The 22,612-nt window shown below is 60.9% G+C and carries 22 protein-coding genes; 13 read left to right on the top strand and 9 right to left on the bottom strand.

Annotated elements, in window-relative coordinates; genetic code table 11:
* Positions 1 to 485: 485 nt before the first annotated feature.
* On the bottom strand, positions 486 to 1,346 hold the full coding sequence (locus DW112_RS00440) for a DegV family protein (RefSeq protein WP_118328120.1): 861 nt from the start codon (positions 1,344 to 1,346) through the stop codon (positions 486 to 488).
* 157 nt (positions 1,347 to 1,503) lie between these two features.
* On the opposite strand from DW112_RS00440, the gene DW112_RS00435 reads away from it, so the two are divergent.
* From DW112_RS00435 to DW112_RS00395, 9 genes are all read left to right on the top strand, one after another.
* Positions 1,504 to 2,166, top strand: coding sequence for an HAD hydrolase-like protein (locus tag DW112_RS00435; protein WP_233545829.1), 663 nt, complete (start codon positions 1,504 to 1,506; stop codon positions 2,164 to 2,166).
* A gap of 54 nt (positions 2,167 to 2,220) precedes the next feature.
* A complete protein-coding gene (locus DW112_RS00430) occupies positions 2,221 to 3,657 on the top strand; it encodes a M20 family metallopeptidase (protein ID WP_118065089.1) in 1,437 nt (478 codons plus the stop codon).
* 310 nt (positions 3,658 to 3,967) lie between these two features.
* Positions 3,968 to 4,906, top strand: coding sequence for a phosphate ABC transporter substrate-binding protein (locus DW112_RS00425; protein WP_118328119.1), 939 nt, complete (start codon positions 3,968 to 3,970; stop codon positions 4,904 to 4,906).
* A 25-nt stretch (positions 4,907 to 4,931) separates the two neighbouring features.
* Positions 4,932 to 5,840: a phosphate ABC transporter permease subunit PstC gene (pstC, locus tag DW112_RS00420; RefSeq protein ID WP_118328118.1), complete on the top strand. Its 909-nt coding sequence runs from the start codon at positions 4,932 to 4,934 to the stop codon at positions 5,838 to 5,840.
* A complete protein-coding gene (gene pstA / locus DW112_RS00415; RefSeq protein ID WP_118328117.1) occupies positions 5,833 to 6,759 on the top strand; it encodes a phosphate ABC transporter permease PstA in 927 nt (308 codons plus the stop codon). Before pstC ends, pstA begins: the two co-directional genes overlap by 8 nt.
* Positions 6,756 to 7,628 (top strand): phosphate ABC transporter ATP-binding protein PstB, encoded by an 873-nt coding sequence (gene pstB / locus DW112_RS00410; protein WP_118328116.1) that lies wholly within the window; start codon positions 6,756 to 6,758, stop codon positions 7,626 to 7,628. Before pstA ends, pstB begins: the two co-directional genes overlap by 4 nt.
* 204 nt (positions 7,629 to 7,832) lie before the next feature.
* Entirely contained in the window at positions 7,833 to 9,692 is a 1,860-nt protein-coding gene (locus DW112_RS00405) for an ABC-F family ATP-binding cassette domain-containing protein (RefSeq protein WP_118328115.1), read from the top strand.
* Between the two features lie 6 nt (positions 9,693 to 9,698).
* Positions 9,699 to 10,469: a Cof-type HAD-IIB family hydrolase gene (locus DW112_RS00400; protein ID WP_118328114.1), complete on the top strand. Its 771-nt coding sequence runs from the start codon at positions 9,699 to 9,701 to the stop codon at positions 10,467 to 10,469.
* A gap of 208 nt (positions 10,470 to 10,677) precedes the next feature.
* Positions 10,678 to 11,055 (top strand): metal-dependent transcriptional regulator, encoded by a 378-nt coding sequence (locus DW112_RS00395; RefSeq protein ID WP_118065083.1) that lies wholly within the window; start codon positions 10,678 to 10,680, stop codon positions 11,053 to 11,055.
* Between the two features lie 218 nt (positions 11,056 to 11,273).
* Here the strand turns inward: DW112_RS00395 and DW112_RS00390 are convergent, their stop codons facing one another.
* The 5 genes from DW112_RS00390 to DW112_RS00370 form a co-directional block, all read right to left on the bottom strand.
* A complete protein-coding gene (locus tag DW112_RS00390) occupies positions 11,274 to 13,226 on the bottom strand; it encodes a heavy metal translocating P-type ATPase (RefSeq protein ID WP_233545828.1) in 1,953 nt (650 codons plus the stop codon).
* A 99-nt stretch (positions 13,227 to 13,325) separates the two neighbouring features.
* Positions 13,326 to 13,544, bottom strand: coding sequence for a cation transporter (locus DW112_RS00385; RefSeq protein WP_089572082.1), 219 nt, complete (start codon positions 13,542 to 13,544; stop codon positions 13,326 to 13,328).
* Between the two features lie 63 nt (positions 13,545 to 13,607).
* Positions 13,608 to 13,973, bottom strand: coding sequence for a helix-turn-helix transcriptional regulator (locus DW112_RS00380; RefSeq protein ID WP_117637779.1), 366 nt, complete (start codon positions 13,971 to 13,973; stop codon positions 13,608 to 13,610).
* 389 nt (positions 13,974 to 14,362) lie between these two features.
* A complete protein-coding gene (locus tag DW112_RS00375; protein ID WP_118094647.1) occupies positions 14,363 to 15,484 on the bottom strand; it encodes a hypothetical protein in 1,122 nt (373 codons plus the stop codon).
* Between the two features lie 640 nt (positions 15,485 to 16,124).
* Complete coding sequence (locus DW112_RS00370; protein WP_117766893.1) at positions 16,125 to 17,093, bottom strand: 3'-5' exonuclease; 969 nt, start codon at positions 17,091 to 17,093, stop codon at positions 16,125 to 16,127.
* 171 nt (positions 17,094 to 17,264) lie between these two features.
* On the opposite strand from DW112_RS00370, the gene DW112_RS00365 reads away from it, so the two are divergent.
* Positions 17,265 to 18,353 carry a putative manganese transporter gene (locus DW112_RS00365; protein WP_055252059.1) on the top strand — a complete coding sequence of 363 codons (1,089 nt, stop codon included), beginning with the start codon at positions 17,265 to 17,267 and terminating at the stop codon, positions 18,351 to 18,353.
* Positions 18,354 to 18,518: 165 nt separating this feature from the next.
* Here the strand turns inward: DW112_RS00365 and DW112_RS00360 are convergent, their stop codons facing one another.
* Together DW112_RS00360 and DW112_RS00355 are read right to left on the bottom strand one after the other, a co-directional pair.
* On the bottom strand, positions 18,519 to 19,001 hold the full coding sequence (locus DW112_RS00360; RefSeq protein ID WP_006235439.1) for a DUF188 domain-containing protein: 483 nt from the start codon (positions 18,999 to 19,001) through the stop codon (positions 18,519 to 18,521).
* The gene (locus DW112_RS00355; protein WP_118328113.1) at positions 19,002 to 19,604 is read right to left on the bottom strand and encodes an HdeD family acid-resistance protein; all 603 of its coding nucleotides are present in this window, start codon (positions 19,602 to 19,604) and stop codon (positions 19,002 to 19,004) included.
* Positions 19,605 to 19,839: 235 nt separating this feature from the next.
* On the opposite strand from DW112_RS00355, the gene DW112_RS00350 reads away from it, so the two are divergent.
* The 3 genes from DW112_RS00350 (at position 19,840) to DW112_RS00340 (ending at position 21,789) form a co-directional block, all read left to right on the top strand.
* Positions 19,840 to 20,511, top strand: coding sequence for a nitroreductase family protein (locus DW112_RS00350; protein ID WP_199410655.1), 672 nt, complete (start codon positions 19,840 to 19,842; stop codon positions 20,509 to 20,511).
* An 82-nt stretch (positions 20,512 to 20,593) separates the two neighbouring features.
* Positions 20,594 to 21,136 (top strand): histidine phosphatase family protein, encoded by a 543-nt coding sequence (locus DW112_RS00345; protein WP_055252053.1) that lies wholly within the window; start codon positions 20,594 to 20,596, stop codon positions 21,134 to 21,136.
* 17 nt (positions 21,137 to 21,153) lie between these two features.
* Positions 21,154 to 21,789, top strand: a complete 636-nt coding sequence (locus DW112_RS00340) for a histidine phosphatase family protein (RefSeq protein WP_117563979.1) — start codon at positions 21,154 to 21,156, stop codon at positions 21,787 to 21,789.
* A 129-nt stretch (positions 21,790 to 21,918) separates the two neighbouring features.
* Here the strand turns inward: DW112_RS00340 and DW112_RS00335 are convergent, their stop codons facing one another.
* On the bottom strand, positions 21,919 to 22,608 hold the full coding sequence (locus DW112_RS00335) for a DUF1015 family protein (protein ID WP_117637782.1): 690 nt from the start codon (positions 22,606 to 22,608) through the stop codon (positions 21,919 to 21,921).
* Positions 22,609 to 22,612 lie beyond the last annotated feature (4 nt).

The following is a 22,612-nucleotide window of genomic DNA, read 5'->3' as shown; positions in this document are numbered from 1 at the left end:
ACATATCATCTGGAAAGTATTTAAGACCAATCGATTCGGATTGGATAGAATCAACCCTCTAAACATGGCGATTCGGGACTTTATGACGCTCGGAATTGGCGGAAGATGGCAAATTCAGCCAGATTTCGCTGTTACTAAACTGGTAACAGTACTCATATTTGCCATTTTTTGCCCAGAGGGTATCGCAAGGGGGTTGGACAAAGCATCGATCGCCGCCAATTTCTCGATTAGCTGGTTGGGCGGCAATGAAGTTGCGGCGTAATGGGAAGCGTTTCGCGGCCTTTTGGCTAAAACGGCCCCTTTTCCGCCGCGACTCCTAAAAAGACGCCGGCGCGCCTTGAGTTGCGGCGCGTCGGCGTGATGGCTTTGTTGTGGCTGGGTGTACTTCGGTTGTTCGACGGCTTTGGCATGTCCGATCTTGCCAGGCAAGCCTTTGTTACCGTTTAACGTTTGCCCAGATAAAACCTGCCAAAATAAACCTGTCCCTAATTGGCAGGTTGGTAGCGGGGACAGTAGCTGATGGCGATGGCGTCGACGCCTACGTGGGTGGCGATGGTGCAGCCGATGGGGCCGGTGCCGGCGTCTACGTAGTTCTGGCCTGCGAGCGCTTGGTTAACGAGCTCCTGCTCCTCGGCAGCACCGGTCGTGAGCACGCGCACGCTGGAGCCCGGGTGCTCGGTCAAAAATTCGAGGCAGTCAGCCATGGTGTTCGCAACGATGCGCTTGGCACCGCGGCCCTTCTTGATGGCCTTGATTTCGCCTGACTTCCACTCCGGCGAAACGGCCAGGCGAATGTTGAACATCTGCGTGAGCTGGCCGGCGAGTTTGGGCGCGCGGCCGTTCTTAACGAGGTTCTCGAGTGTGCGGGGAATCAGTAGCAGGTGTGCATCGGGCAGCGTCGCGCGGATCTGCGCCTCGGTCTCGTCCAGGCTGCGGCCGTCCTCGCGCATGGCGAGCGCGTACTCCACCAGCAGACCCTCGGCGCCCGAACCGGTGCGCGAATCGATGCAGCGCACGTCGAGCTCGTGGGTCTCGGCCGTCAGGCTGGCGTTGGCATAGCAGGCAGACCACTCGCTGCATAGCGAGATAAAGATGGCGCTATCATGGCCGTCGGCGCGCACGCGGTCAAAGAGCGCCTTGAACTCGCCGGCGCTCGGCTGCGATGTGTGCGGCAACTGCTCGGAACCAGCCATGCGGGCGATGTATTCCTCGGCGGTAATCTGCACCTGGTCGAGCAGGTCCTCGCCCTCGATAATCACATGCAGCGGAATCACGTAAATGCCGAGCTCTTGAGCACGAGCGGGGGAGATGTCCGACGTGGAGTCGGTTATGATGGCAAAAGACATAATTGCACCTTTCGTTGGGGCGCTTGCGCGCCGCCTTCTGAGAGCAAAGTGCGACAAGTATAGTAGAGTCGTTCCACATTACTAGGTTCAATTGTTGAATAGTCAACAGTTTGAAGTGTCGGTGTGGAAATCGTCAACTGGGGAAGAGAGGGTGCCAGTGGAGCAGCTGGAGATATGCAAGCGGTCGGTTGTGCTGTTTGATTTCGATGGCACGGTGGCCGATACAGGCCGGGCGGTGATGACCTCGACGCGCAAGACGCTGGCTGTGCGCGGGTTTTCGGAGGCGCAGATGGGTGATCTGCGCCGCATGATTGGGCCGCCCCTGTGGAAGAGCTTTCACGACTTTTATGGCTTCTCGCGCGAGGAGTCGCTTGTGGTGGCCGACGAGTACCGTGCCTTTTTTGATGAGCTGGGACCGGAAGAGTACCCTGTGTTCGATGGAATTTCCGAGCTGCTGGATGGGTTGGCCGCCCAGGGGCATCGCTTGGCCGTGGCGACGTCGCGCATGGAGGCAAAGTGCATCGACATGGTGGGCGAGCTGGGGCTTTCTCAGTTTAAGGCAGTGGTTGGCATGAATCCGCCGCAGGGACGCGAGACCAAGGCCGATTCGGTCCGCGATGCCCTGGCGGCGCTCGGTGCGACGGCGGACGATGCCGTGATGATCGGCGATCGCTTTAACGATGTGGAGGGCGCGCACGCAATGGGCGTGCCGTGCATCGGCATCTATTCGGGCGCGGCGGCGCCGGGTGAGCATGAGGCCGCGGGCGCCGATGCGGTGGTGCACTCGGTGGCCGAGCTTGCTAAACTTTTCGCTATATAAGTATGTGATGTGAGGGGCGGGCACGCTCGCCGCTCATTGGTAAGGAGGTCGTCCATGAATCAGGTGGAGCAGAGCGTTGCCGAGTATGTCGACGAGGTTTGGGAAGATGTCGTCGCCGATATCGAGCGTCTGGTGAGCTATCCGTCCGTGGCGGTTTCTGCCAATGCGGAGCCCGGCGCGCCGTTTGGCCGTCCAGTCCGTGACGCGCTCGATTGCGCGCTCGGCATTGCGCAAAAGCTCGGCTACCAGACGAGCGACGACGAGGGTTATGTGGGCATTGCCGATATCCCTGGCCGCGGCGACAAGCAGCTCGCGACCATTTGCCATGTGGACGTGGTGCCCGCAGGCCCCGGCTGGAACACCGACCCGTTTGCGATGGAGCGTCGCGAGGGCTGGCTGCTCGGCCGCGGCGTTATCGACGACAAGGGTCCTGCCGTGCTGTCGCTCTACGCCGGCGCCTATCTGCTCAAGCACGGTATTACCCCGCGCTACACCTTCCGCGCGCTGCTGGGCTGCGATGAGGAGGTGGGCATGTCCGACGTTCACCATTATCTGGAGAACCACGCAGACCCCGACTTTTTGTTTACACCCGATGCCGAGTTCCCGGTCTGTAATGCCGAGAAGGGCCAGTTTGGGGCGACGTTTGTGAGTTCCAAGATCGACGGCGGGCGCATTGTGTCCTGGAGCGGTGCCGAGGCGAGCAACGCCATTCCGTCGCAGTCTATCTGCGAGCTTGCGATTGCCGCCGATGAACTGCCGGCGCCCGTTGAGAATGCCGGCCGCCTGGAGATCACGGCGCTCGATAACGGGCATGCGCAGATTTTTGCCCACGGCATTGGCGGTCATGCCTCGATGCCCGAGGGAACGATCAATGCCGTCGGCCTCATCGTGGCGTATCTGCGCGAGGCCGAGGATGCGTTTGGTGCCCGTGACGAGCGCCTGCTGACGCCTGCCGAGCACGAGTTCGTCAAGTTCCTGGCCTTTGTGCATGCGGATGCCTATGGCCGCGGCCTGGGTATCGATGCGACGAACGCGGCGTTTGGCCCGCTCACGTGCAACCCCGGCGTCATCCGCGTGGTGGATGGCCACATTGAGCAGGTCATTGACGTGCGTTTCCCCGACAGCACGAGCGCCGATACCATCCGCGAGCAGCTCGAGCCACTTGTGGGCCGCTTTGGCGTGACGTATCGCGTGGATCGCGCAAAGGTGCCGTTCTCGGTCTCTGCCGACGATCCGGCTGTGAAGGCGCTTATCGATACCTATAACGAGTTTACGGGCAAGCATGTCGAGCCCTTCGCCATGGGCGGTGGCACGTACGCACGCAACTTTGCCCGCGCCGTCTCGTTTGGCCCCGAGGAGACCGGCCTGGAGCTGCCCCCATGGGGCGGCCAGATGCACGGCCCCAACGAGTGCGCCAACGAAGAGCAGCTCAAGCAGGCGCTCAAGATTTATATCGTCGCAATCCTGCGCTTGAACGAGCTGGAGCTTTAAGGTTACGCGAACGCCAGGGTGACAACCTGTCTTTCGAAGAGGACGGCATGACCAGAAGGTCTATGCCGTCCTCTTTCTGAAAATGATCCCTTGGGGACGGAGGAAAACGGATCATTTGGTGTAAAAGGCGGGTCATGCTTGTCGGCGGGATTGTTATTCGTTTGTAAAGCCCTGCCGCGCTTGCGGTAAGGGTCTATCAGATGCCCGTAATAAAGCGCAGCTGACGCGGGCGCTGCTCGATCGAGGCCGTATCTTTCCAAACAGCAAAGCGGGCAGGGTGTCCGCGAGTCGCATGTATGAAAGGAAGATCATGCTCGATCAGGCTTATTCTCGTCGTCAGTTCCTCGGCCTCGCTGGTGGTCTTGCCAGCATCGTCGGTCTCGGTCTCGTTGGTTGCGGCGGCTCCGGCGAATCCGACGCCGCCGGCAAGGGTAGCGCCGCTGCTGCCGAGTCCGTCTCGGGCGAGGTGACCTACGACGGCGCCTCCTCGTTCCAGGCTCTCGTCGAGGCCGCTGCCGAGAAGTTCATGGATGCCAACCCCGACGTCTCCGTCTCCGGTTCGGGCAACGGTTCGGGCAAGGGCCTGACCGCTGTCGCCGCCGGCACCGTTACCATCGGTAACTCCGACGTCTTCGCCGAGACCAAGCTCGAGGCCGATCAGGTCAAGAACCTCGTCGACCACGAGGTTGCCGTCGTGGGCATGGGCCCCGTCGTCTCCAAGAACGTGAAGGTCGACGACCTGTCCCTCGAGCAGCTCAAGGGCATCTTCTCCGGCCAGATCGCCAACTGGAAGGAGGTCGGCGGCGACGACGCTACCATCGTCGTTCTCAACCGCAAGGCCGGCTCCGGCACCCGCGCCACCTTCGAGGCCGCCGTCTTTGGCGACGAGGCCGTCGACTTTAAGGGCGACGCCGAGCTCGACAAGTCCGGCGACGTCCAGACTCAGATGGGCAGCACCGACAACGCCATCTCCTACCTGGACTTCTCGCACTTCGATGACTCCAAGTTCAACGCCATCAAGGTCGAGGGCGTGGAGCCCAAGAGCACAAACGTCACCGACGACTCCTTCAAGATCTGGGCGACCGAGCACATGTACTGCGCTAAGGACGCCGACGAGGCTACCAAGGCCTTCCTGGAGTTCATGCTTTCCGACGACGTCCAGGGCAAGCTCGTCGAGGAGCAGGGCTTTATCCCCGTCTCTGCCATGAAGGTCGTCAAGGACGCCAGCGGCAAGGTCTCCTCTAAATAAGTAATCGCCCCCGGAAAGGTTTGCAATGGCAAAACAGCTGCCAAAGCGCGACCTTGAGAACGTGGGCCTAGTCGTCACGGGCGCGTGCGTAGCGCTCGTGACGCTTGTCGTTGCCGCGCTCATCTTTATGGTCGCCCAAAAGGGCCTCTCGGCATTTGTTAAGGACGGCGTCTCGATCGTCGAGTTCTTCACCGGTACCAAGTGGGACCTGGCCAACACAGCCGAAAACGGCCTGCCTTATACCGGCGCCCTGCCCCTGATCGTCACCTCGTTTGCGGTCATGGTGCTCTCCACGCTCATCGCGCTGCCCATCGCCATCGGTTCTGCCATCTTTGCGGTCGAGATCCAACCCAAGTTTGGCTCCAAGGTCTTTCAGCCGCTCATTGAGCTTTTGACCGGCATTCCCTCGGTCGTCTTTGGCCTGATCGGTTTTCACGTGGTCGTCGGCCTTATGAAGAGCGTTTTCCACGTGAGCACGGGCCTGGGCATCCTGCCCGGCGCCATCGTGCTGGCCGTCATGATTCTGCCGACGATGACCACGCTTTCGGTCGATGGCCTGCGCGCCGTGCCCGACAGTTACCGTCAGGGCTCGCTCGCGCTGGGCTACACCCGCTGGCAGACCATCTGGCACGTGGTGCTCAAGTCCGCCATGCCGTCGCTCATGACCGCAGTCATCCTGGGTATGACCCGCGCCTTTGGCGAGACGCTTGCCGTGCGCATGGTTATCGGCGGTATCGAGGCCATGCCGATGTCGCTGCTGTCGCCAGCGTCGACCATCACCACCACGCTCACCACGTCCATGGCGGTCTATGCCGAGGGTTCGGCCCAGGACGACGTTCTGTGGGCACTCGGTCTGCTGCTGATGGGCATGAGCCTTATCTTTATCCTGATCATCCACCTTATCGGCCGCAAGGGGGCGAAGGCTCGTGGCTAGCACGCGCATCCATATCGACGAGGCGAGACTCGGGCGTGTCCAAAAACAGGACCGCATCGCCACGGGCGTGCTGACGGCGATCGCCGCCATCGTCATGCTCATCGTCGTTTCCATGGTGGCCTACATCCTGTTCGAGGGCATCTCGACGCTGCTTAAGCCGGGCTTCCTCACGCAGCCCGCGCGTGCCAACGGAACCCAGGGCGGCGTGCTCTACCAGCTGTTCGACTCGTTCTATCTGCTGCTGATCACCCTGGTCATCTCGGTGCCCATCAGCTTGGGCGGCGCGGTCTTCCTGGTCGAGTACGCGCCCGACGGACCCATCCGCGACATCGCCTCGACCGCCATCGAGACGCTGTCCTCGCTGCCCTCCATCGTCGTGGGCATGTTCGGCTTTCTGGTGTTCTCGGTGCAGCTGGGCTGGAAGTACTCCATCATCTCCGGCGCCGTTGCGCTCACCATGTTCAACATCCCCATCCTGGTGCGCGTGATTCAGCAGGCGCTCGAGGACGTGCCGCAGGCCCAGCGCGATGCGTGCCTGGCTATGGGCCTCACCCGCTGGGAGGCCACGCTGCACATCCTGATCCCCGAGGCCATGCCCGCCATCGTGACCGGTATCGTGCTTTCGGCCGGCCGCGTGTTTGGCGAGGCCGCGGCGCTGCTCTTTACCTCGGGCATGAGCTCGCCGGTGCGTCTGAACTTCTTGAGCTTTAACCTGTCGAGCCCCACCTGCGCCTGGAACGTGTTCCGTCCCGGTGAGTCGCTCGCCGTGCACATCTACAAGATTTATGGCGAGGGCAGCCCCGAGGCCCAGCAGATCGTTTGGGGTACCGCGGCGCTGCTGATGATCTGCGTGCTGCTGTTTAACGTAATCGCCCGTATCGTGGGCAAGCAACTGGCAAGGAGGATGACGGCCGAATGAGCGAGATGAATACAACGCCCGCAACCGAAGCGGCCACGTCCGAGACCCAGGACTTTCTGTCGAGCGTGGGGCAAAGCGAAAAGCACGTGCGTGTGAGCGGCAAGGCCGTGAACGACGAGGTCGTGCTCTCCACCAAGGACGTCAACGTGTACTATGGCGATCACCATGCGCTGCACAATACGTCGCTCGACTTTCACAAGGGCGAGATCACGGCGCTCATCGGGCCTTCGGGCTGCGGCAAGTCGACCTTCTTGCGCAGCCTCAACCTAATGAATCGCGAGATTCGCGGCTGTCGCGTGGAGGGCGAGATCAACTACCGCGGCCGCAACGTGAACACCAAGACCGAGAACACGTACGAGCTGCGCCGTTCCATCGGCATGGTGTTCCAGCAGCCCAACCCGTTCCGCAAGTCCATTCGCGACAACATCACGTTTGCGCCCAAGCGTCACGGCATCACCGACCGCGACGAGCTCGATCGCATGGTCGAGGAGAGCTTGCGCGGCGCGGCGCTGTGGGACGAGGTCAAAGACAAACTCGACAAGAGCGCCTACGCGCTTTCGGGCGGTCAGCAGCAGCGCCTGTGCATCGCGCGCACGCTGGCGCTCAACCCCGACGTGATCCTGTTTGATGAGCCCTGTTCGGCGCTCGACCCCATTTCGACGCTGGCGATCGAGGACCTGATGTCATCGATCGTTGTCGACCGCGCCATCGTCATCGTGACGCACAACATGGAGCAGGCGTCGCGCGTGTCCAATCGCACGGCGTTCTTCTACATGGGCGATATGGTCGAGTACGAAGAGACCGACGAGATTTTCCAACGGCCCAAGGATAAGCGGCTGAATGATTACCTCACCGGCATGTTCTCCTAGTCCGGGACATGCTTGAGGCCCGCGACGGCCACGGTCGCCGCGGGACTGATTGGAGAGGCGGGTCATCTCTTTTGCGAGATGGCCCGCCTTTTGCTCTGCGACCGAAACGACCACCACAAAGGGGACAGGCACCTTCGTGGTGGTTTGGGGTGGGGCTCGCTGCTATCATGGACAACGTTGAATTTCTACGAAGGAGCAGGGCATATGGCGATTCTTTTGGGATGCGATTCCATCAGCCTAGAGTTTCCCACCAAGCATATTTTCGATAGCGTGACGCTCGGCGTGGGCGAGGGCGACCGCATTGGTATTGTCGGTAAAAACGGCGACGGCAAGTCGACGCTGCTGAGCGTGCTCGCCGGCACGCTGGAACCCGACGACGGACGCGTGACGCACCGCCGCGGCACCACGATCGGACTGCTCGGCCAAAAGGACCAGCTTGTCGACACCGATACCGTACATCATGCCGTTGTGGGCGACACGCCCGAGTACGAGTGGGCCTCGAGCCCCCGCACGCGCCAGATCCTGGCTGGCCTCATTAGCGATGTGCCCTGGGAGGGCACGGTGGGCGAGCTTTCGGGCGGTCAGCGCCGTCGCGTGGACCTTGCGCGCCTGCTGATCGGCGACTACGACGTGCTCATGCTCGACGAGCCCACCAACCACCTGGACATGCGCACCATCAACTGGCTCGCGCGTCACTTAAAGGCCCGCTGGCAGCGCGGTCAGGGCGCCATGCTCGTGGTCACGCATGACCGCTGGTTCTTGGACGAGGTCTGCACCAGCATGTGGGAGGTCCACGACGGCCAAGTCGACCCCTTCGAGGGCGGCTACTCGGCCTACATCCTGCAGCGCGTGGAGCGCGATCGCATGGCCGCGGTTACCGAGGAGCGCCGTCGCAACATGGCGCGCAAGGAGCTCGCGTGGCTAAGCCGCGGCGCCCAGGCGCGTTCCACCAAGCCCAAGTTTCGCGTGGATGCCGCTCGCGAGCTGATTGCCGACGTGCCGCCTGTGCGCGACGAGCTGGAGCTCAAGCGCCTGGCGGTGAGCCGCCTAGGCAAGCAGGTTATCGACGTGGTCGACGTGGACGCCGGCTATGTGGATACCGACGGCGCGCCCAAGCAGGTGCTCTCCGACGTGACCTGGCTCATCGGTGCGGGCGACCGCTATGGTCTTTTGGGCGAGAACGGCGCCGGCAAGTCCACGCTGCTTGACGTGATTCAGGGCAAGATCGCGCCCCTGCGCGGCCGTGTGAAGATTGGCCAGACGGTGCGCTTTGGCGTGCTGTCGCAGCAGCTCGAGGAGCTCGAGCCCTCTATGGGCGATACGATACGCGAGGTGCTCAGCAACTATAAGAAGTACTACGTCATCGACGGCAAGGAGACCTCGCCCGAGAAGCTTTGCGAGCGCCTGGGCTTTACGACGCAGCAGCTCTGGAGCCGCATCGGCGATCTTTCGGGCGGCCAGCGCCGTCGCCTGTCGCTGCTGCTGACGATCCTGGACGAGCCCAACGTGCTTATCCTGGACGAGCCGGGCAACGACTTGGATACCGACATGCTGGCGATTGTCGAGGACCTGCTCGACGGCTGGCCGGGCACGCTGATCCTGGTGACGCACGACCGCTTCTTGATGGAGCGCGTGACCGACCAGCAGTGGGCACTGCTTGACGGTCATCTGACGCATATGCCCGGCGGCGTCGACCAGTACCTGCGCCTGTGCAACGCCACGGCCGAGGGCGAGCCCGTGGGCGCGCCGAGTGCCAAGACCGGCACGTTCGACACCGGCGCCGCGGCGGTTGCAGCCGAAAAGCCCAAGTCGAGCGGCCAGCCCAATGGCCTTTCCAATGCCGAGCGCCAGAAGCTCCGCCGCGAGGTGAGCTCGCTCGAGCGCAAAATGGAGACGCAGCGCGCCCGCGTGGAGGAGGCCGAGGCCGCGATGGCTCAGGTCGACCCCACCAACTACACGGCGCTGGGCGAGCAGCAGACAAAGATCGACGAGGCCCACGCCGCCATGGACGAGTTGGAGATGGCGTGGCTCGAGGCGAGCGAGAGGCTCGAGGGCGAGGAGTAGGCGAGGATGATCAAGGCCGCGTTTTTCGATATCGACGGCACGTTGCTGAGCTTTAAGACCCATCGGATTCCGGCGTCGGCGCAGCAGGTGCTCGACAGCTTTCATGAGCAGGGGATTGCGTGCGTGATCGCCACGGGTCGCCCGACCTATCAGATGCCCGATTGGCTGTTCGAATTGGGTTGGGATGCGTACATTACGCTCTCGGGCCAGCACTGCTTTGATGCCGAGGGGGTTTACCGCAGCTGCCCGATCGATCCGGACGACGTTGCGGTGATCGTGGACCAGGTGGCGCAGGGACGCTACGACTCGCTGTGTATGCAGGGCGAGAACTCGTTTGTGAACCGCCTGTCCGAGCGCGTGGTGACGGCCGGCAACAACGCGGGGATCGTCTACCACGAGGAACCGTTTGAGCGCGCCTTTGACGCACCGGTCTACCAGTTCTGCGCCTTTGTGGACCCGGCCGACGAGCATATCGTGACCGATGCGGTGTCGCATTCGCTCGCTACGCGCTGGTGCGATCTGTTCTGCGACATTATTCCGGCAAACGGCGGCAAGGACCTGGGTGTGGCGGCGACGCTGGAGCGCCTGGGCATCGACGCGAGCGAGGCGATTGCCTTTGGCGACGGCGAGAACGACCTGTCGATGTTCTCGGCCGTGGGCACAAGTGTGGCAATGGGCAACGCGCAGGCGACCGTGAAGGCCGCAGCGACCTACGTAACGACCGCCGTGGATGACGACGGCATCTACAACGCCGCGAAGCACTTTGGCCTCGTGTAGCTGCGACCCGGCACTTGGGGACGCTCCTTATCTGCCGGCAGCTGGGGACACTCCTTGCGGGGCGTTCCCATTTTGTTTTCGTCCCGCACGTTTTGTGAAACGCGGCTAACTTTTTGGTCAATGCAGTAAGACATGGTCAACTTTTGCGGTAAAGTAAGCCAAGGAAAGTATCAGAAGGCTAACTAGCAATCATCGCGAAAGGCGGCCCATGGCCCTACGTGAATCCGGAGAAGACTATCTCGAATCGATCTACGTTCTGTCGCAGCGCCAAGGCACGGTGCGCTCAATCGACGTCGCCGAATACCTGGGCGTGACCAAGGCGAGCGTTTCCAAGGCCATGGCGACGCTGGAAAGCAACGGCTATGTCGAAATGGGCAAGCGCGACGTTCATCTGACGGAGCGTGGTCTGGAGGTCGCTCGCCAAATGTGGGAGCGCCACTGCTTTTTTGTGGGGCTGCTCGAGGACGCAGGCGTTTCGGCAGAGGTTGCCTCGCAAGAGGGCTGCCACATGGAGCACTGCCTAAGCGAGGAAAGCTTTGAGAAGCTAAGGGCAATGCTGGGCCGGGACGGCGACCGGGATCAGTAACCCCATCAACCAAGTCTAACTCAGCCAAGGAACCCCGCCAGCAAGCGATGCCCAAGAACCACCGGCGATGTTGCCGCAGGTCCCGGCAGGGATGTCCCCTCCAAAACATTCCGCAAGTGGCCCCGTTGTCTATAGCCCCGTAGGAGCAGGACAACGGGGCCACATTTGCCGAGGACGTTTTGGAGGGGACATCCCTGCCGGGACCGTCCGAGTACAAGCTACAGGTTCTTGACACCCATCGCGCGCATGGCGTTCAGGATGGCGATGATCGCCACGCCTACGTCGCCAAAGACGGCAAGCCACATATTGGCGATACCCAGCGCTGCCAGCACAAGGATCAGCAGCTTAATGCCCAGCGCAAAGATTATGTTCTGCCAAACAATCGACATGGTCTTGCGCGCCACGCGGATCGCGCGGGAAATGTTGGACGGCTTGTCGTCCATCAGCACCACGTCGGCGGCCTCGATCGCGGCGTCGGAGCCCATGGCGCCCATGGCAATGCCCACATCGGCGCGCGTAAGCACAGGCGCGTCGTTGATACCGTCGCCGACAAAGGCGAGCTTGCCCTTGCCACTTTCGGCCGCGAGTAGTGCCTCAACGCGCTCGACCTTGTCGCCCGGCAGGAGCTGCGCGTGGAACTCGTCGAGACCGAGTTGCTTGGCCACAGACGCTGCAACCTCCTCGCGGTCGCCCGTGAGCATGACGGTGCGGTTGATACCGGCGGCATGCAGGTCGCGAATCGTTTGCTCCGCATCGGCCTTAACGGTGTCTGCAATCACGATGTGGCCGGCGTACACGCCGTCAACGAGCACGTGGAGGATCGTGCCGACAACCTCGCAGTCCGGTGCTTCAACGCCGGCCGCGCCGAGCATCTTGGCGTTGCCAACGACGACGTGCTTGCCGTCGATGGTTGCCGTCACGCCGTGGCCCGCGTCGTTGGCGGAGTCGCTCACGCGCTTGGGGTCGACCTCGCCCTGGTAGGCGTCGCGCACGGACTGCGCGATGGGGTGATCGGAGAACGACTCAGCAAGGGCTACGACTTCGAGCAGCGACTGCTCGGTATAGCCAGCCTCGGGGTGCACCGCGACGACTGAGAACGTGCCGTTGGTGAGGGTGCCCGTTTTGTCGAAGACGATGGTGTCCACGTCGGCGAGCGTCTCGAGGTAGTTGGAGCCCTTGATGAGAACGCCCAGCTTGGACGCGCCGCCGATGCCGCCAAAGAAACTCAACGGTACGCTGATCACGAGGGCGCACGGGCAGCTGACGACCAGGAAGGTCAGGCCGCGCAGGATCCAATCGGACCAAGCGCCAGTCACCAGGCCGCCGCCAAGCGCGAGCACCGCGGCAGCGCCAGTGACGGCGGGGGTGTAGACGCGGGCAAAGCGCGTGATGAAGTTCTCGGTGCGCGCCTTCTTTTCGCTGGCATTCTCCACGAGCTCCAGAACACGCGCGACGGTTGACTCGCCAAAGGGCTTGGTGGTGCGCACGTGGATGAGGCCCGTCATGTTGATGCAACCGCTGATGATATCGTCGCCGGTCTTGGCCGGGCGGGGGACCGACTCGCCCGTGAGTGCGGCGGTGTCGAGCTGGGTTTCGCCCTCGACGATGACGCCGTCGATAGGCACGCGCTCGCCGGGCTTGACCACGATCACGGTGCCGACGGCGATGTCATCGGGAAAGACCTGTTCGAGTGTGCCGTCGGCTTGCTCGACGTTAGCGTAGTCGGGCGCGATGTTCATCATGGCACTGATCGACTTGCGGCTCTTGCCCACGGCGTATGCCTGGAACAACTCGCCGACCTGGTAGAACAGCATGACAGCGGCACCTTCGGCCATGTGCGGGTCGGTGTCGGGGAAGAGCACCATGGCAAACGCGCCGATGGTCGCGACGGCCATGAGGAAGCTCTCGTCGAAGGCCTTGCCGCGGCGGATGTTATTGAATGCCTTTTGCAGTACGTCGTAGCCGGCAATCAAAAACGGCACGAGGAACAGCACAAAGCTGGCGTAGATGTTGCCGGGCTCCCCAAATGCGATAGTGAGGGCGCCGAGCTCGTCGAGGGCATAAACAACGGCAAAAATGCCCAGTGCTACCAGGATGCGGTTGCGCTTATGCTCAAGGGACTCTCTCTTCTTGCGCTTCTTCTTTTTCTTTTTGGGATCGGCGGCTGTCATGATTCAAACCTCTCATTTGAGTTTATGAACACTCGCTCATATAATTTCGCGAGCAAAGGCCGCGGCAAGCGCGGCCTCGCAGGTCAACGTATGCGCGGGTTAGAGAATGATCTCGCAGTCCGGCTCGGCGTCGGCGGTGAACTCAACGACGCGGTCCAGGACCTCGTCGAACTTGGCGTCGTCGGCCTCGAGCGTCAGCTTCTGGGTCATAAAGTTGACCGAAACGGACTTGACGCCCTCGAGCTTGGCAAGTTCGTCCTGAAGCTCGCGCGCGCAGTTGGCGCAATCGATCTCGTCGAGCTTGAACTGCTTTTTCATGGTGGGTTCCTTTCCCTGTGTTAGCGGTCTGGGTGCCGGCCGCGCTGATACCGTGGTTGATTGCTATTCGCAGATATGGCTCATGCCCTGGTTAAGCATGGTGTAGACGTGATCGTCGGCGAGCGAGTAGAGAATGTTGCGGCCGTCGCGGCGGAACTTGACCAGGTGCGACTGCTTAAGCGTGCGCAGCTGGTGCGATACTGCCGACTGCGAGGTTGCGGTCGCTTCGGCGATGTCAGCCACGCAGAGCTCGCGGCCCATGAGGGCATAGAGGATCTTGATGCGTGTGGTGTCGCTGAAGACCTTGAACAGGTCGGCCAGGTCGTACAACAGCTCCTCGTCGGGAAGGTCCTCGGGCGAGCAGGTGGTGGGGACGATCAGCTCGGTGGCCTCGATGCCAGTCTTTGTTTCATCAGCGTGGCTGCTCATTGCAACATCCTTTCATATGAACATGCGCTCATATAACTTACTTCCGATTATATGAGCGCATGTTCATATGTCAATACTATTTACGTTAATTTCGATGACTGCTTGCCGCCTCTGCGATTTTCTGCGGGTTGGGAGACATCGACGCAATGCTCGCCAACATATTTCGAGATGTTCGGCCAGCATGCTAAGAAAGCCACCTTGAGAAGCATTAGAACTGTTCATATTTGTACTTTATCGTGTTAAATACCGCGAGAATCAGTTCTTCCTCTACGGGAGTTCCTGCAGAATCAGTTTTATCTAAAGTTATATTGAGCATTGCTGCAGCCAATCTGGCACATCGGTGGCCGAATAAGTCGAAAAATGTAGGTGGACATCCGCAGAGATCGCCTTTAGAAGAGCGAATTCTCAATTAGATCAATAATCGTGTCGTCTTCCGTGCGGTTTTCATCGATTTTTGCGAACATGTCGCATTCCCAAGGCCCATTGATTTCCTCAGCAAGGGCCCCGACGTGTTGCATGTCGTCGGGTTCTGGCACATCGTTGATGCTCGGGTCATCAGCTTGCGGATATTGGCTTGCAATTTCGCGCTTGGCGGCCTCTTCTTCTTTGAGTGTCTCCAGGACGCGGCGACCGTATTCGAAGTAGCGCCGCAAGACAAATTGACGAAGAGTTTCTTGCAGGATGGCGAAGTTATCCGGGAGTCGACCGGGCCATATCTTCTCGCGAATGCGAATCGCTTCCATGACCCGCCTAAAAGCGGACTGCTTGAAAAACGAATGACGACTAACTGTGATAACGGCATATCCCATGTTTCGCAGCGTGTTTCGGCGTTCCTCGTCAATTGATTGCTGTTCGGGCTCGTCGTGGTAAAAGCCGTTGTATTCGATATCGGTCATCGAATTTTCGAGCAGCGCGTCGAGGTAGAAAACCGTCCGTCGCGTTAGGGCGGCGTATCTTTTGGGGACTGGGATCGGATAGTCCGTTTTGATAGCGCGTATGGCTAAGCCACCCATTGACTTGGGCATTGTCAGCATCATGACAAACGCCGTTTCGAGTGGGGAGCGACAGCCTTCGCGTACATAAGAAAGTGCCTTAAGTGCTTTATTAGATCCACGATACCCCGATGCCTCTGAAAAGAAGGCTCTGAGCTCTTCAACGCTGGTTAGGGCTGGGCGCTCGCGATATTGAGTTTCGTCGGACGTTCCAAGCGCGTAGGAGCCGCAGATTTCAAAGTAATACTCAACGAGCTCCGAAAGGTTGAGGTCGGCTGTTGCTTCTAACGCGCACAGCTTGATGTCGACGATGTAGACGTTCGGCTCGAGTTCTAGGTAGCTTTCTGCATCAAACGTATAGCGCGTGCAGTGGCAGATGCAGCCCTTGCGGTGCCTTTTGGCATTATTGGAAAACGTCAGCACATGGATGCTTTCAGAATCGACATTCTTTCTGTTGAGCCATGCTCGCGCCGCTTCCAGGTTGGACGTGGTCGGCGCAGACACCTTGATCTTTTCCATAGATATGGGATCGGTCGCGTGGCTTGCGAGCGAGTTGACTGTTTGGTATACAGCGCGTGCCGTGGTATGTGACAGAACGATTCCCATACGCGCATGATGGCATAGCGGACGCCATATACGCTCGAAACTTCGGGCAACGGTATTGGGGCGCGGCTTATCTTCTGCGAACGGTGGGTTTTTGAGCTGTCGTATTGAGGGGGGGCAGCTTCGGCTGGGGAGGTTTCTGTCGGCTGCCCCATTTTGGTGAACTTTAGTTGCGGATTCGTAGCTTCTAAGCGTTTTTGCCGACCGCTCAGATGCCTCACCAACATAATTTGAGTTATTCGGCCTTATCCTATACGAATGGTGTGATCGCAACGTCTTATTCGAATTGATTCAGGTAGATTTATAGGGCTTGGTTGCGAAATTGGGGCGACTATAGCGCTCGATTGCGGTTCAAGGGGCCTCGACTAGTGGTTCAGCTGGCCGAACAACTCGAAAAAAGTAGGTGGGCCAATCTGCCGACTATGTGAAGCATGCGTATTTGCTCGTTTTGATTAAAACTAGGGTGCAGCCATAAGACTGCGCCCTAGTTTACTGCGTGCCGGTGCGTCCAGACGGATTGCACTGTGCCTGGCAGGCGCTCCCGCAGATGGATCGGTTATTTCGCAAACAGGTTCTTGAGGTTGAACTCGGCCTGTACCGTGCGGAGCATGAGGTCGGTGTCGTCCAGACCCAGATGCTGCTCGTTGGCGTCGGGCGCGAGGGTGCCGCGACGGCGTGCCCAGTTCTCGAGCGCGGCGGGGGCGGACTCGCGGGGGAGCGAGCGCACGTCGGCGTCCAGGCTGCGGCAGATCTGGCGCGAGTCGATGACGATGATCTTACCCGCGCGGCGTGCCTCGGCGTAACCGTCCAGGTGAATCTTGAACCAGCTGTCCTCAAAGGCGGCGTTATGCGCCATGTACGGGTACTTCTTCATAAGCTTGAGCAGCTGCTTTTGCAGCTCCTTGTTCTCGCGGAAGGGCGTTTTGCCGTCGATGTCGTCCCAGGTAATGTGGTGGATATTCGACAGCGGCACATCTTCGCCGCGGTAGATGTCGGGCAGGCCGCAGTAGTGTGCCTCGGCGTCATGCGGGACGGCGTCGCTGGTGAGCTCCATGATCTCCCAGCCCACGTTGATGATATAGCCGCGCTCGGGTGCACGGCCGGTGGTCTCGATGTCGATACCGAGCACGGTGCCCTGGATGGGCTTGCGGGCGTAGGCCACGCCGAGCGCGTCGCGGTCGCCGCGGATTTCGCGCATAACGGACGCGGCGGTGCGCTTTTGCATCTTGCCGATGGCGGCGCAGGTGTCGGCATCGGACAGGCCGCGCGAGAGCGTCGCGGGCGTCACGTTGCGCAGACGCGCCTCGCCAATCTGGTCGCACAGGTCGCGGTTGCGGTCGGCCAGGTCGCGCACGGTGGCAAAGTCGAAGCCGGGGTCGCCCTCGGCGGTAAAGTACTCGGTCTCGAGCACCTTGAGGGCCTCCTCGCCCTTCTGGCGCTCGGACTCCATGGCGCCGTGGTCGCCGTAGATAAACATGGGGATAAACGGCTGGCGCTCGTATTCGAGTGCTTGCGATACGTTCATATGCTACTCCTTGGACGGGCCGCGTTGTGCGGCTCGAGGTTACTGAGTTATGGCGAGATGATAGTTTACCATAGGCAACTATTGGCACCGCGCCCGGGACAACTACAATACCCTAGTTGACCGCTAGGACTTTTACAATGCTGCCGAAAGACACGAAAGGTTCCATCCGTCATGGATTTACTGATTGATATTCTGCTCGACGCCGGCAAGGACACGCTGTCGCTGGTGCCGTTTTTGTTGGTGACGTATCTTGCTCTCGAGACACTTGAGCACGTTGCGGGCGACCGCGTCAACGGCGCTATCAAGCGCGCCGGCGCTGCGGGTCCCGTGGTTGGCTCGCTGCTGGGCATGGTGCCGCAGTGCGGATTTTCGGCCATGGCAGCAACGCTGTACGCCGGCCGTGTCGTGACCTTGGGCACGTTGGTGGCGGTGTTCCTTTCGACCTCCGATGAGATGCTGCCGCTGTTGCTTGCCGAGCAGGTTCCCGTGCAGACTATGGCGATGCTTTTGGCTTCGAAAGCGCTGATCGCACTGGTCACGGGTTTTATCGTGGACGCTGCCATTCGCGGCCTGCGCCGTAACGCCCGCGCGCACGCGGCGATTCGCCGTACCGTGCTGGGAACCGCGGCCAACCCGGCCCACGTGAACTGCGCGCACGACGACCACAGCGGCGGTGACATCATCGACGAGGTGGCCGAGGCAGGCGTGAGCGCCGACCACATCCACGAGCTGTGCGAGCGCGACCATTGCGGTTGTGATGAAGACGAGGACGAGCACGAACACGGACATGGCCACGATCACGGTCATGAGGGCGAACATGAACACCATGATGGTCACGGTCACTCTCACTCCCACGAAGGGACGCCTGTCCTGTCGATCATCCGCAGTGCGATCTCGCACACCGTGCAGGTCTCGGTATTCATTTTTCTGGTGACGCTGATTCTGGTCGCCGTGCTCGAGACGTTCGGCGAGTCCGCGATCGAGCAGTTCCTGCGCGGCAACGAGACACTCGCTGTCCTGGGTTCGGCGCTTGTCGGGCTGATTCCCAATTGCTCGGCGAGCGTGGTCATTACACAGCTGTATCTGGAAGGCGCGCTGCAACTGGCGCCGATGCTCGCCGGCACGCTCATTTCCGCCGGCGTGGGTTATCTGGTGCTGTTCCGCACCAACCGCAGCGCCCGCGAAAATGCCGTGTTCCTGATCATGATGTACGTCATCGGCGCTGGCTGGGGCCTCATCCTCTCCGCCGTTGGCCTCTAAGTGGGCCTAAAAAATGGGCTTCAAATAGCCATGCTCAGCGCCTGCGCAATGCGGCGACGCATGGCATTTTGAAGCCCGTTTTTTGTTGAGCCATGGATTCCGAGCGCTCACACCGCTCAAAACAAAAAGGTAGATTTCCGGACATGTCCCAAAAATCTACCTTGGTTAGCGCAGCAGCTCGGTGAGGTTGCGTTTAAAGCGGGCGCGGTCTTCGCTGGTAAATGCCGCCGGCCCGCGAGTGCGTCCGCCGGCGCGGCGCACCTTCTTTTCCTCGTGGCGAATAAACAGCTGCATGTCGATGGTTGCTTTGTCGTAGACGCGCCCGCGCACACCGATAGCGGCGGCATCGCGCCCGAGCACCATGCTCGCCAAGCCAATGTCCTGCGTCACGACCACGTCGCCCGCCTGCAGGCGTTCGACAATGGCAAAGTCGGCGCTGTCGGCGCCCACGCTCACGTCGAGCGTCGTGACCCAAAAGCCGCGTCGCGCGTGCTCGGCATCGCGCGGGTCGTCGCGGCGAATGTGCCGTTCCAGGTTTTGCGTGCTGTTGCCGGCGATAACAACGGCGACGCCCGCCCGCCGCGCGCAGTCAATCGACTCGCGCGTGACCGGGCAGGCGTCGGCATCAATAAAGAGCGTTCGCGGCATCTAGTGCACCAGTTTGCCAAATTGAATAGCGCGAACAATCAGCGTTACGCCAAACACCAGCAGCGCGGCGCCGCTAAAGATGACGAGCATCTTGGCCGACCACAGCGGATAGATAAACACGAACATGCCGGCGATGATGGAAAGTGCGCCGCTCAGGATGGCGAGGGCGCGGTTGGACGAAAGCTCGGACTCCAGAATGGACATGACACCTTCGACAATCCAGCCAAAGCCGGCCACGATAACCACCATCGTGGTGAGCGTCGCGGTCGAGAAGGCCTGGTTGCGCAGGATTATGACGCCGCCCAGAATGATGAGCAGGTTGGAGATGATGCTCGTAACGCGCCAGCCGGTGGGCAGCAGCGGCTCGAAAACAGCGGTAAACAGCCTGATCGCGGCCGTGATCACAAAGTAGATGCCCAAGACGGTCGTCAGGAAGACGAGGGATTTGGCGGGCGCAAACAGCAGTGCGATGCCGGCGACGAGCGCCAAGACGCCCGTGATGGCGTAAATCCAGCGCACGGCCTTGACGGCCTTGCCTGCCATGCTTTTCTCGTCAAATCCAAACTGGCTCGATTTTTGGTCATCGTTCTTAAAGATGCCCATAATGTCTCCTTTCCGTGCGGCGTAAGCCTTGATCGTTACAACCAGTAACGCTTAAAGGCGCTAGCGTATGGGTCGGGGAGGGCGAAACGTAACCCAAAGGTCCCGAATTGTTTCCGTTGTTCCCCACGTCGCGATTTTCTATTCAACAGGTGTAGAACATTGCAGCCCTGTTCGTTATTGCCCACGTTTTAGGTTAGATTTTCCTAAGGACAATTGGCTTGTATTGGGGGTCCCTATGAACGAAGCAGTTCCCGAGGCACCGTCGAGTGTCGAATCGATGGCAAAGCAAGGTTGCGAAAAGCTCGGTCTGGAAGCGTTTGATGCGCTGGTCCGTCGTGCCCGTACGTGCCGTCGCTTTGACGAGTCCATGCGCGTGCCGCGCGAGTTTTTGCTTGAGCTGGCGGAACTGGCGCACCTGGCTCCCTGCGGCGCCAATGCTCAGCGTCTGCGTTTTCATGTGGTGAGCGGTGCCGAGGACTGCGCGCGCGTATTTGATGAGCTTGCATGGGCCGGCGCGCTTAAGGACTGGCCGGGTCCTGCCGAGGGCGAGCGCCCGACCGGCTATATCGCGATTTTGGCCGAGCGCGCCGTTCCGGGCAAGCCTGCCGCTCCCATTACCGAGGTCGACACGGGCATTGCCGCGCAGACGATGATGCTCGCCGCCCGCAGCGCCACGCCCGAGGTGTCAGCCTGCATGTTCAAGGCCTTTACGCCCCGCGCGATCGATGCCATGGGGCTCGATAACGACAAGTATGAGCTCAAGCTGATCATGGCGTTTGGCGTTCCGGCCGAGACACAGGTGATCGATGCGATCGATTCCAATCCCGACGGCTCCATCAATTATTGGCGCGACGAGGCGCGGGTGCACCACGTACCCAAGCGTTCGCTCGCCGACGTGCTGGTGTAGTTGAGTGTCACCGCGGTGTGATCCGGCGGTAAACCACCACAAAGGTACCCGTCCCCTTTGTGGTGGTACGAGGGGAGGGTGTGTGGCAGATCTGTATTTGGTGCGGCATGGGCAGACTGAGCTCAATGTGCAGAGCATTTTGCAGGGCTGGCACGATTCGCCGCTTACGGCGCGCGGGCGCGAGCAGGCGCTGACGGCGCGTACGGCGTTTGCGGCGCGTGGCGTGGCCTTTGATCATGTGTATTCCTCGCCGTTAGGCCGGGCGCGGCATACGGCCGAGCTTATCGTTGGCGAGGGCCGTTCCATTGAGCTGGTCGATGACCTGCGTGAGTGGCATTTTGGCTCGCTGGAGGGCACATCAAATCGCGAGATGCCGCCGCAGCCCTGGGGCGATTATCCTGTTGCCTTTGGCGGCGAGTCGGAAGTGCAGCTTCAGTCGCGCATGGTCGCGGCGCTGTCCCGTATTATGGCCAGGCCGCAGCACGACTGCGTGCTGGCGGTTTCCCATGGCTCAGCCTGCCAGGAGTTTCTTGAGTATGTGACTGGCGGGGGAGAGCTGCCCGACAACGGTGCCGTGCTTCATTTTGGCTATTGCGACGGGGCGTTTTCGCTTTTGGGTTGGTAACGAACGAAAGGACCCCTATGAATAAAGATCTGTATCTGGTCCGTCATGGACAGACGATATTCAACCTTAAGCGTATCATTCAGGGGTGGAGTGATTCGCCGCTTACGCAGTTGGGTTGCGACCAGGCGGCGCGCGCCGGCATGTTTTTACGTGCGCGCGGCATTGAGCCCGATCATGCCTACACCTCCACGCTTCATCGCACCGAGCAGACTATCGCCAACTTGTGGCCGGGCTTGGCGTACGAGCGCCTGGACGGCCTGCGTGAGTGGTTCTTTGGCGACTTTGAGGCCGAGCGCGTGATGCTCATGCCCGAGCGCCCGTGGCGCGATTTCTATCGTCAATTTGGCGGCGAGGGCCAGATCCAGGTGCGCACGCGCATGGTGGCGACGCTGACCGATCTTATGCAGCGTCCGGACCATACGTGCGTGCTCGCGGTAAGTCATGGCTCAGCTATCAAGGAGTTTTTGGACCACGTGCGGGGCGCGGCGGCCGACGAGCGCGAACGCGTGCCGGGCAACTGCTCAGTGCTGCATTTTGCGTTTGACGATGCGGCCGATACGTTTGAACTGGTCGAAGTCTTTACGCAGGAAGACTACGCGCGCGAGCTGGGGCTAGAGCCGCTCGTGGCGGCGGCAGGTCCGCAGCGTGGATGACGCTGACGTTGCGGCCCGGTTTACCGGCGTAATTGTTTGATGCGAAAAGGGCGGAGGTGCATGCGTTTGCTGCATCTCCGCCCCTTGTTTGTTTGGATGCTGGGTTTTCCAGCTTAGCGTTTGAGTTCGCTAGAACCGTGAGACCTGGTGAGTGAGCAGACCCGTCGGAACCTGCGGCGCGCTGCCGCTGACCTGCGCGGCGGGGAACAGCACGGCTACAGCAAAGTTGAACGGCTCTTTGCCAGAGTAGGCGCCGGCAGCGCGGGCCTCGTCGGCCAGAATCTGCGATGCCCCAGCCAGTGCGGCGACATAGGCGGAGTCACCGGCGAACACCGGGTCGGGCGCCTGATCGAGCATGGCACGGATGGCGGCAACGGCGTCCTCGCGCTTGACCTCCCACACGCGATGTGTGACGCCCGCGGGATCGGTGACGGCGTAGAGCGATGCGCCCTCTTTGGCAGCGCTCAAAATGATATCCATGACGGGCGACGCCTCGTAGGCGAGCGACACGGGGCGCGGCTGCACCTTGAGCTCGGCGATCGCGCGCGCGGTGGCGAGTGCGTCGATGCTCTCGGCGGCAGCCTCGTCGCCGCCCGTCAGCACGTTAACCGGGCAAATCGCCACGACACCCGTCACGCGTCCCGGCTCACCCGAGCATTCGTACACGTAATACGCCGCGCCTGGATCCTTGAGCATCAGACCATCGGCAATGGCTCCGCGCAGAGCATCGTTGCCGCTCAGGATGCTGCCCATTGCAGGCAGTGCCTCGAGCACGCGGTCCTGAGCCGGGCGGATGCAGGGAAACGGAAGTGCTTTCATGGGG

This window comes from Collinsella sp. AM09-41 (assembly GCF_003473245.1).
Taxonomy (GTDB): domain Bacteria; phylum Actinomycetota; class Coriobacteriia; order Coriobacteriales; family Coriobacteriaceae; genus Collinsella.
The sequence above is the reverse complement of the archived record's forward strand: the minus strand, read 5'-3'. Positions and strand labels throughout refer to the sequence as shown.

What these genes read in the sequence shown, in the direction of transcription:
- DW112_RS00440 (WP_118328120.1), bottom strand. Translation starts at nt 1,346, where the DNA reads ATGTCTTTTGCCATCATAACCGACTCCACGTCGGACATCTCCCCCGCT.
- DW112_RS00425 (WP_118328119.1), top strand. Translation starts at nt 3,968, where the DNA reads ATGCTCGATCAGGCTTATTCTCGTCGTCAGTTCCTCGGCCTCGCTGGT.
- DW112_RS00350 (WP_199410655.1), top strand. Translation starts at nt 19,840, where the DNA reads ATGAACGAAGCAGTTCCCGAGGCACCGTCGAGTGTCGAATCGATGGCA.
- DW112_RS00400 (WP_118328114.1), top strand. Translation starts at nt 9,699, where the DNA reads ATGATCAAGGCCGCGTTTTTCGATATCGACGGCACGTTGCTGAGCTTT.
- DW112_RS00390 (WP_233545828.1), bottom strand. Translation starts at nt 13,226, where the DNA reads ATGACAGCCGCCGATCCCAAAAAGAAAAAGAAGAAGCGCAAGAAGAGA.
- DW112_RS00405 (WP_118328115.1), top strand. Translation starts at nt 7,833, where the DNA reads ATGGCGATTCTTTTGGGATGCGATTCCATCAGCCTAGAGTTTCCCACC.
- DW112_RS00430 (WP_118065089.1), top strand. Translation starts at nt 2,221, where the DNA reads ATGAATCAGGTGGAGCAGAGCGTTGCCGAGTATGTCGACGAGGTTTGG.
- DW112_RS00370 (WP_117766893.1), bottom strand. Translation starts at nt 17,093, where the DNA reads ATGAACGTATCGCAAGCACTCGAATACGAGCGCCAGCCGTTTATCCCC.
- pstB (WP_118328116.1), top strand. Translation starts at nt 6,756, where the DNA reads ATGAGCGAGATGAATACAACGCCCGCAACCGAAGCGGCCACGTCCGAG.
- DW112_RS00375 (WP_118094647.1), bottom strand. Translation starts at nt 15,484, where the DNA reads ATGGAAAAGATCAAGGTGTCTGCGCCGACCACGTCCAACCTGGAAGCG.
- DW112_RS00395 (WP_118065083.1), top strand. Translation starts at nt 10,678, where the DNA reads ATGGCCCTACGTGAATCCGGAGAAGACTATCTCGAATCGATCTACGTT.
- DW112_RS00335 (WP_117637782.1), bottom strand. Translation starts at nt 22,608, where the DNA reads ATGAAAGCACTTCCGTTTCCCTGCATCCGCCCGGCTCAGGACCGCGTG.
- DW112_RS00380 (WP_117637779.1), bottom strand. Translation starts at nt 13,973, where the DNA reads ATGAGCAGCCACGCTGATGAAACAAAGACTGGCATCGAGGCCACCGAG.
- DW112_RS00355 (WP_118328113.1), bottom strand. Translation starts at nt 19,604, where the DNA reads ATGGGCATCTTTAAGAACGATGACCAAAAATCGAGCCAGTTTGGATTT.
- DW112_RS00385 (WP_089572082.1), bottom strand. Translation starts at nt 13,544, where the DNA reads ATGAAAAAGCAGTTCAAGCTCGACGAGATCGATTGCGCCAACTGCGCG.
- DW112_RS00365 (WP_055252059.1), top strand. Translation starts at nt 17,265, where the DNA reads ATGGATTTACTGATTGATATTCTGCTCGACGCCGGCAAGGACACGCTG.
- DW112_RS00340 (WP_117563979.1), top strand. Translation starts at nt 21,154, where the DNA reads ATGAATAAAGATCTGTATCTGGTCCGTCATGGACAGACGATATTCAAC.
- DW112_RS00360 (WP_006235439.1), bottom strand. Translation starts at nt 19,001, where the DNA reads ATGCCGCGAACGCTCTTTATTGATGCCGACGCCTGCCCGGTCACGCGC.
- pstC (WP_118328118.1), top strand. Translation starts at nt 4,932, where the DNA reads ATGGCAAAACAGCTGCCAAAGCGCGACCTTGAGAACGTGGGCCTAGTC.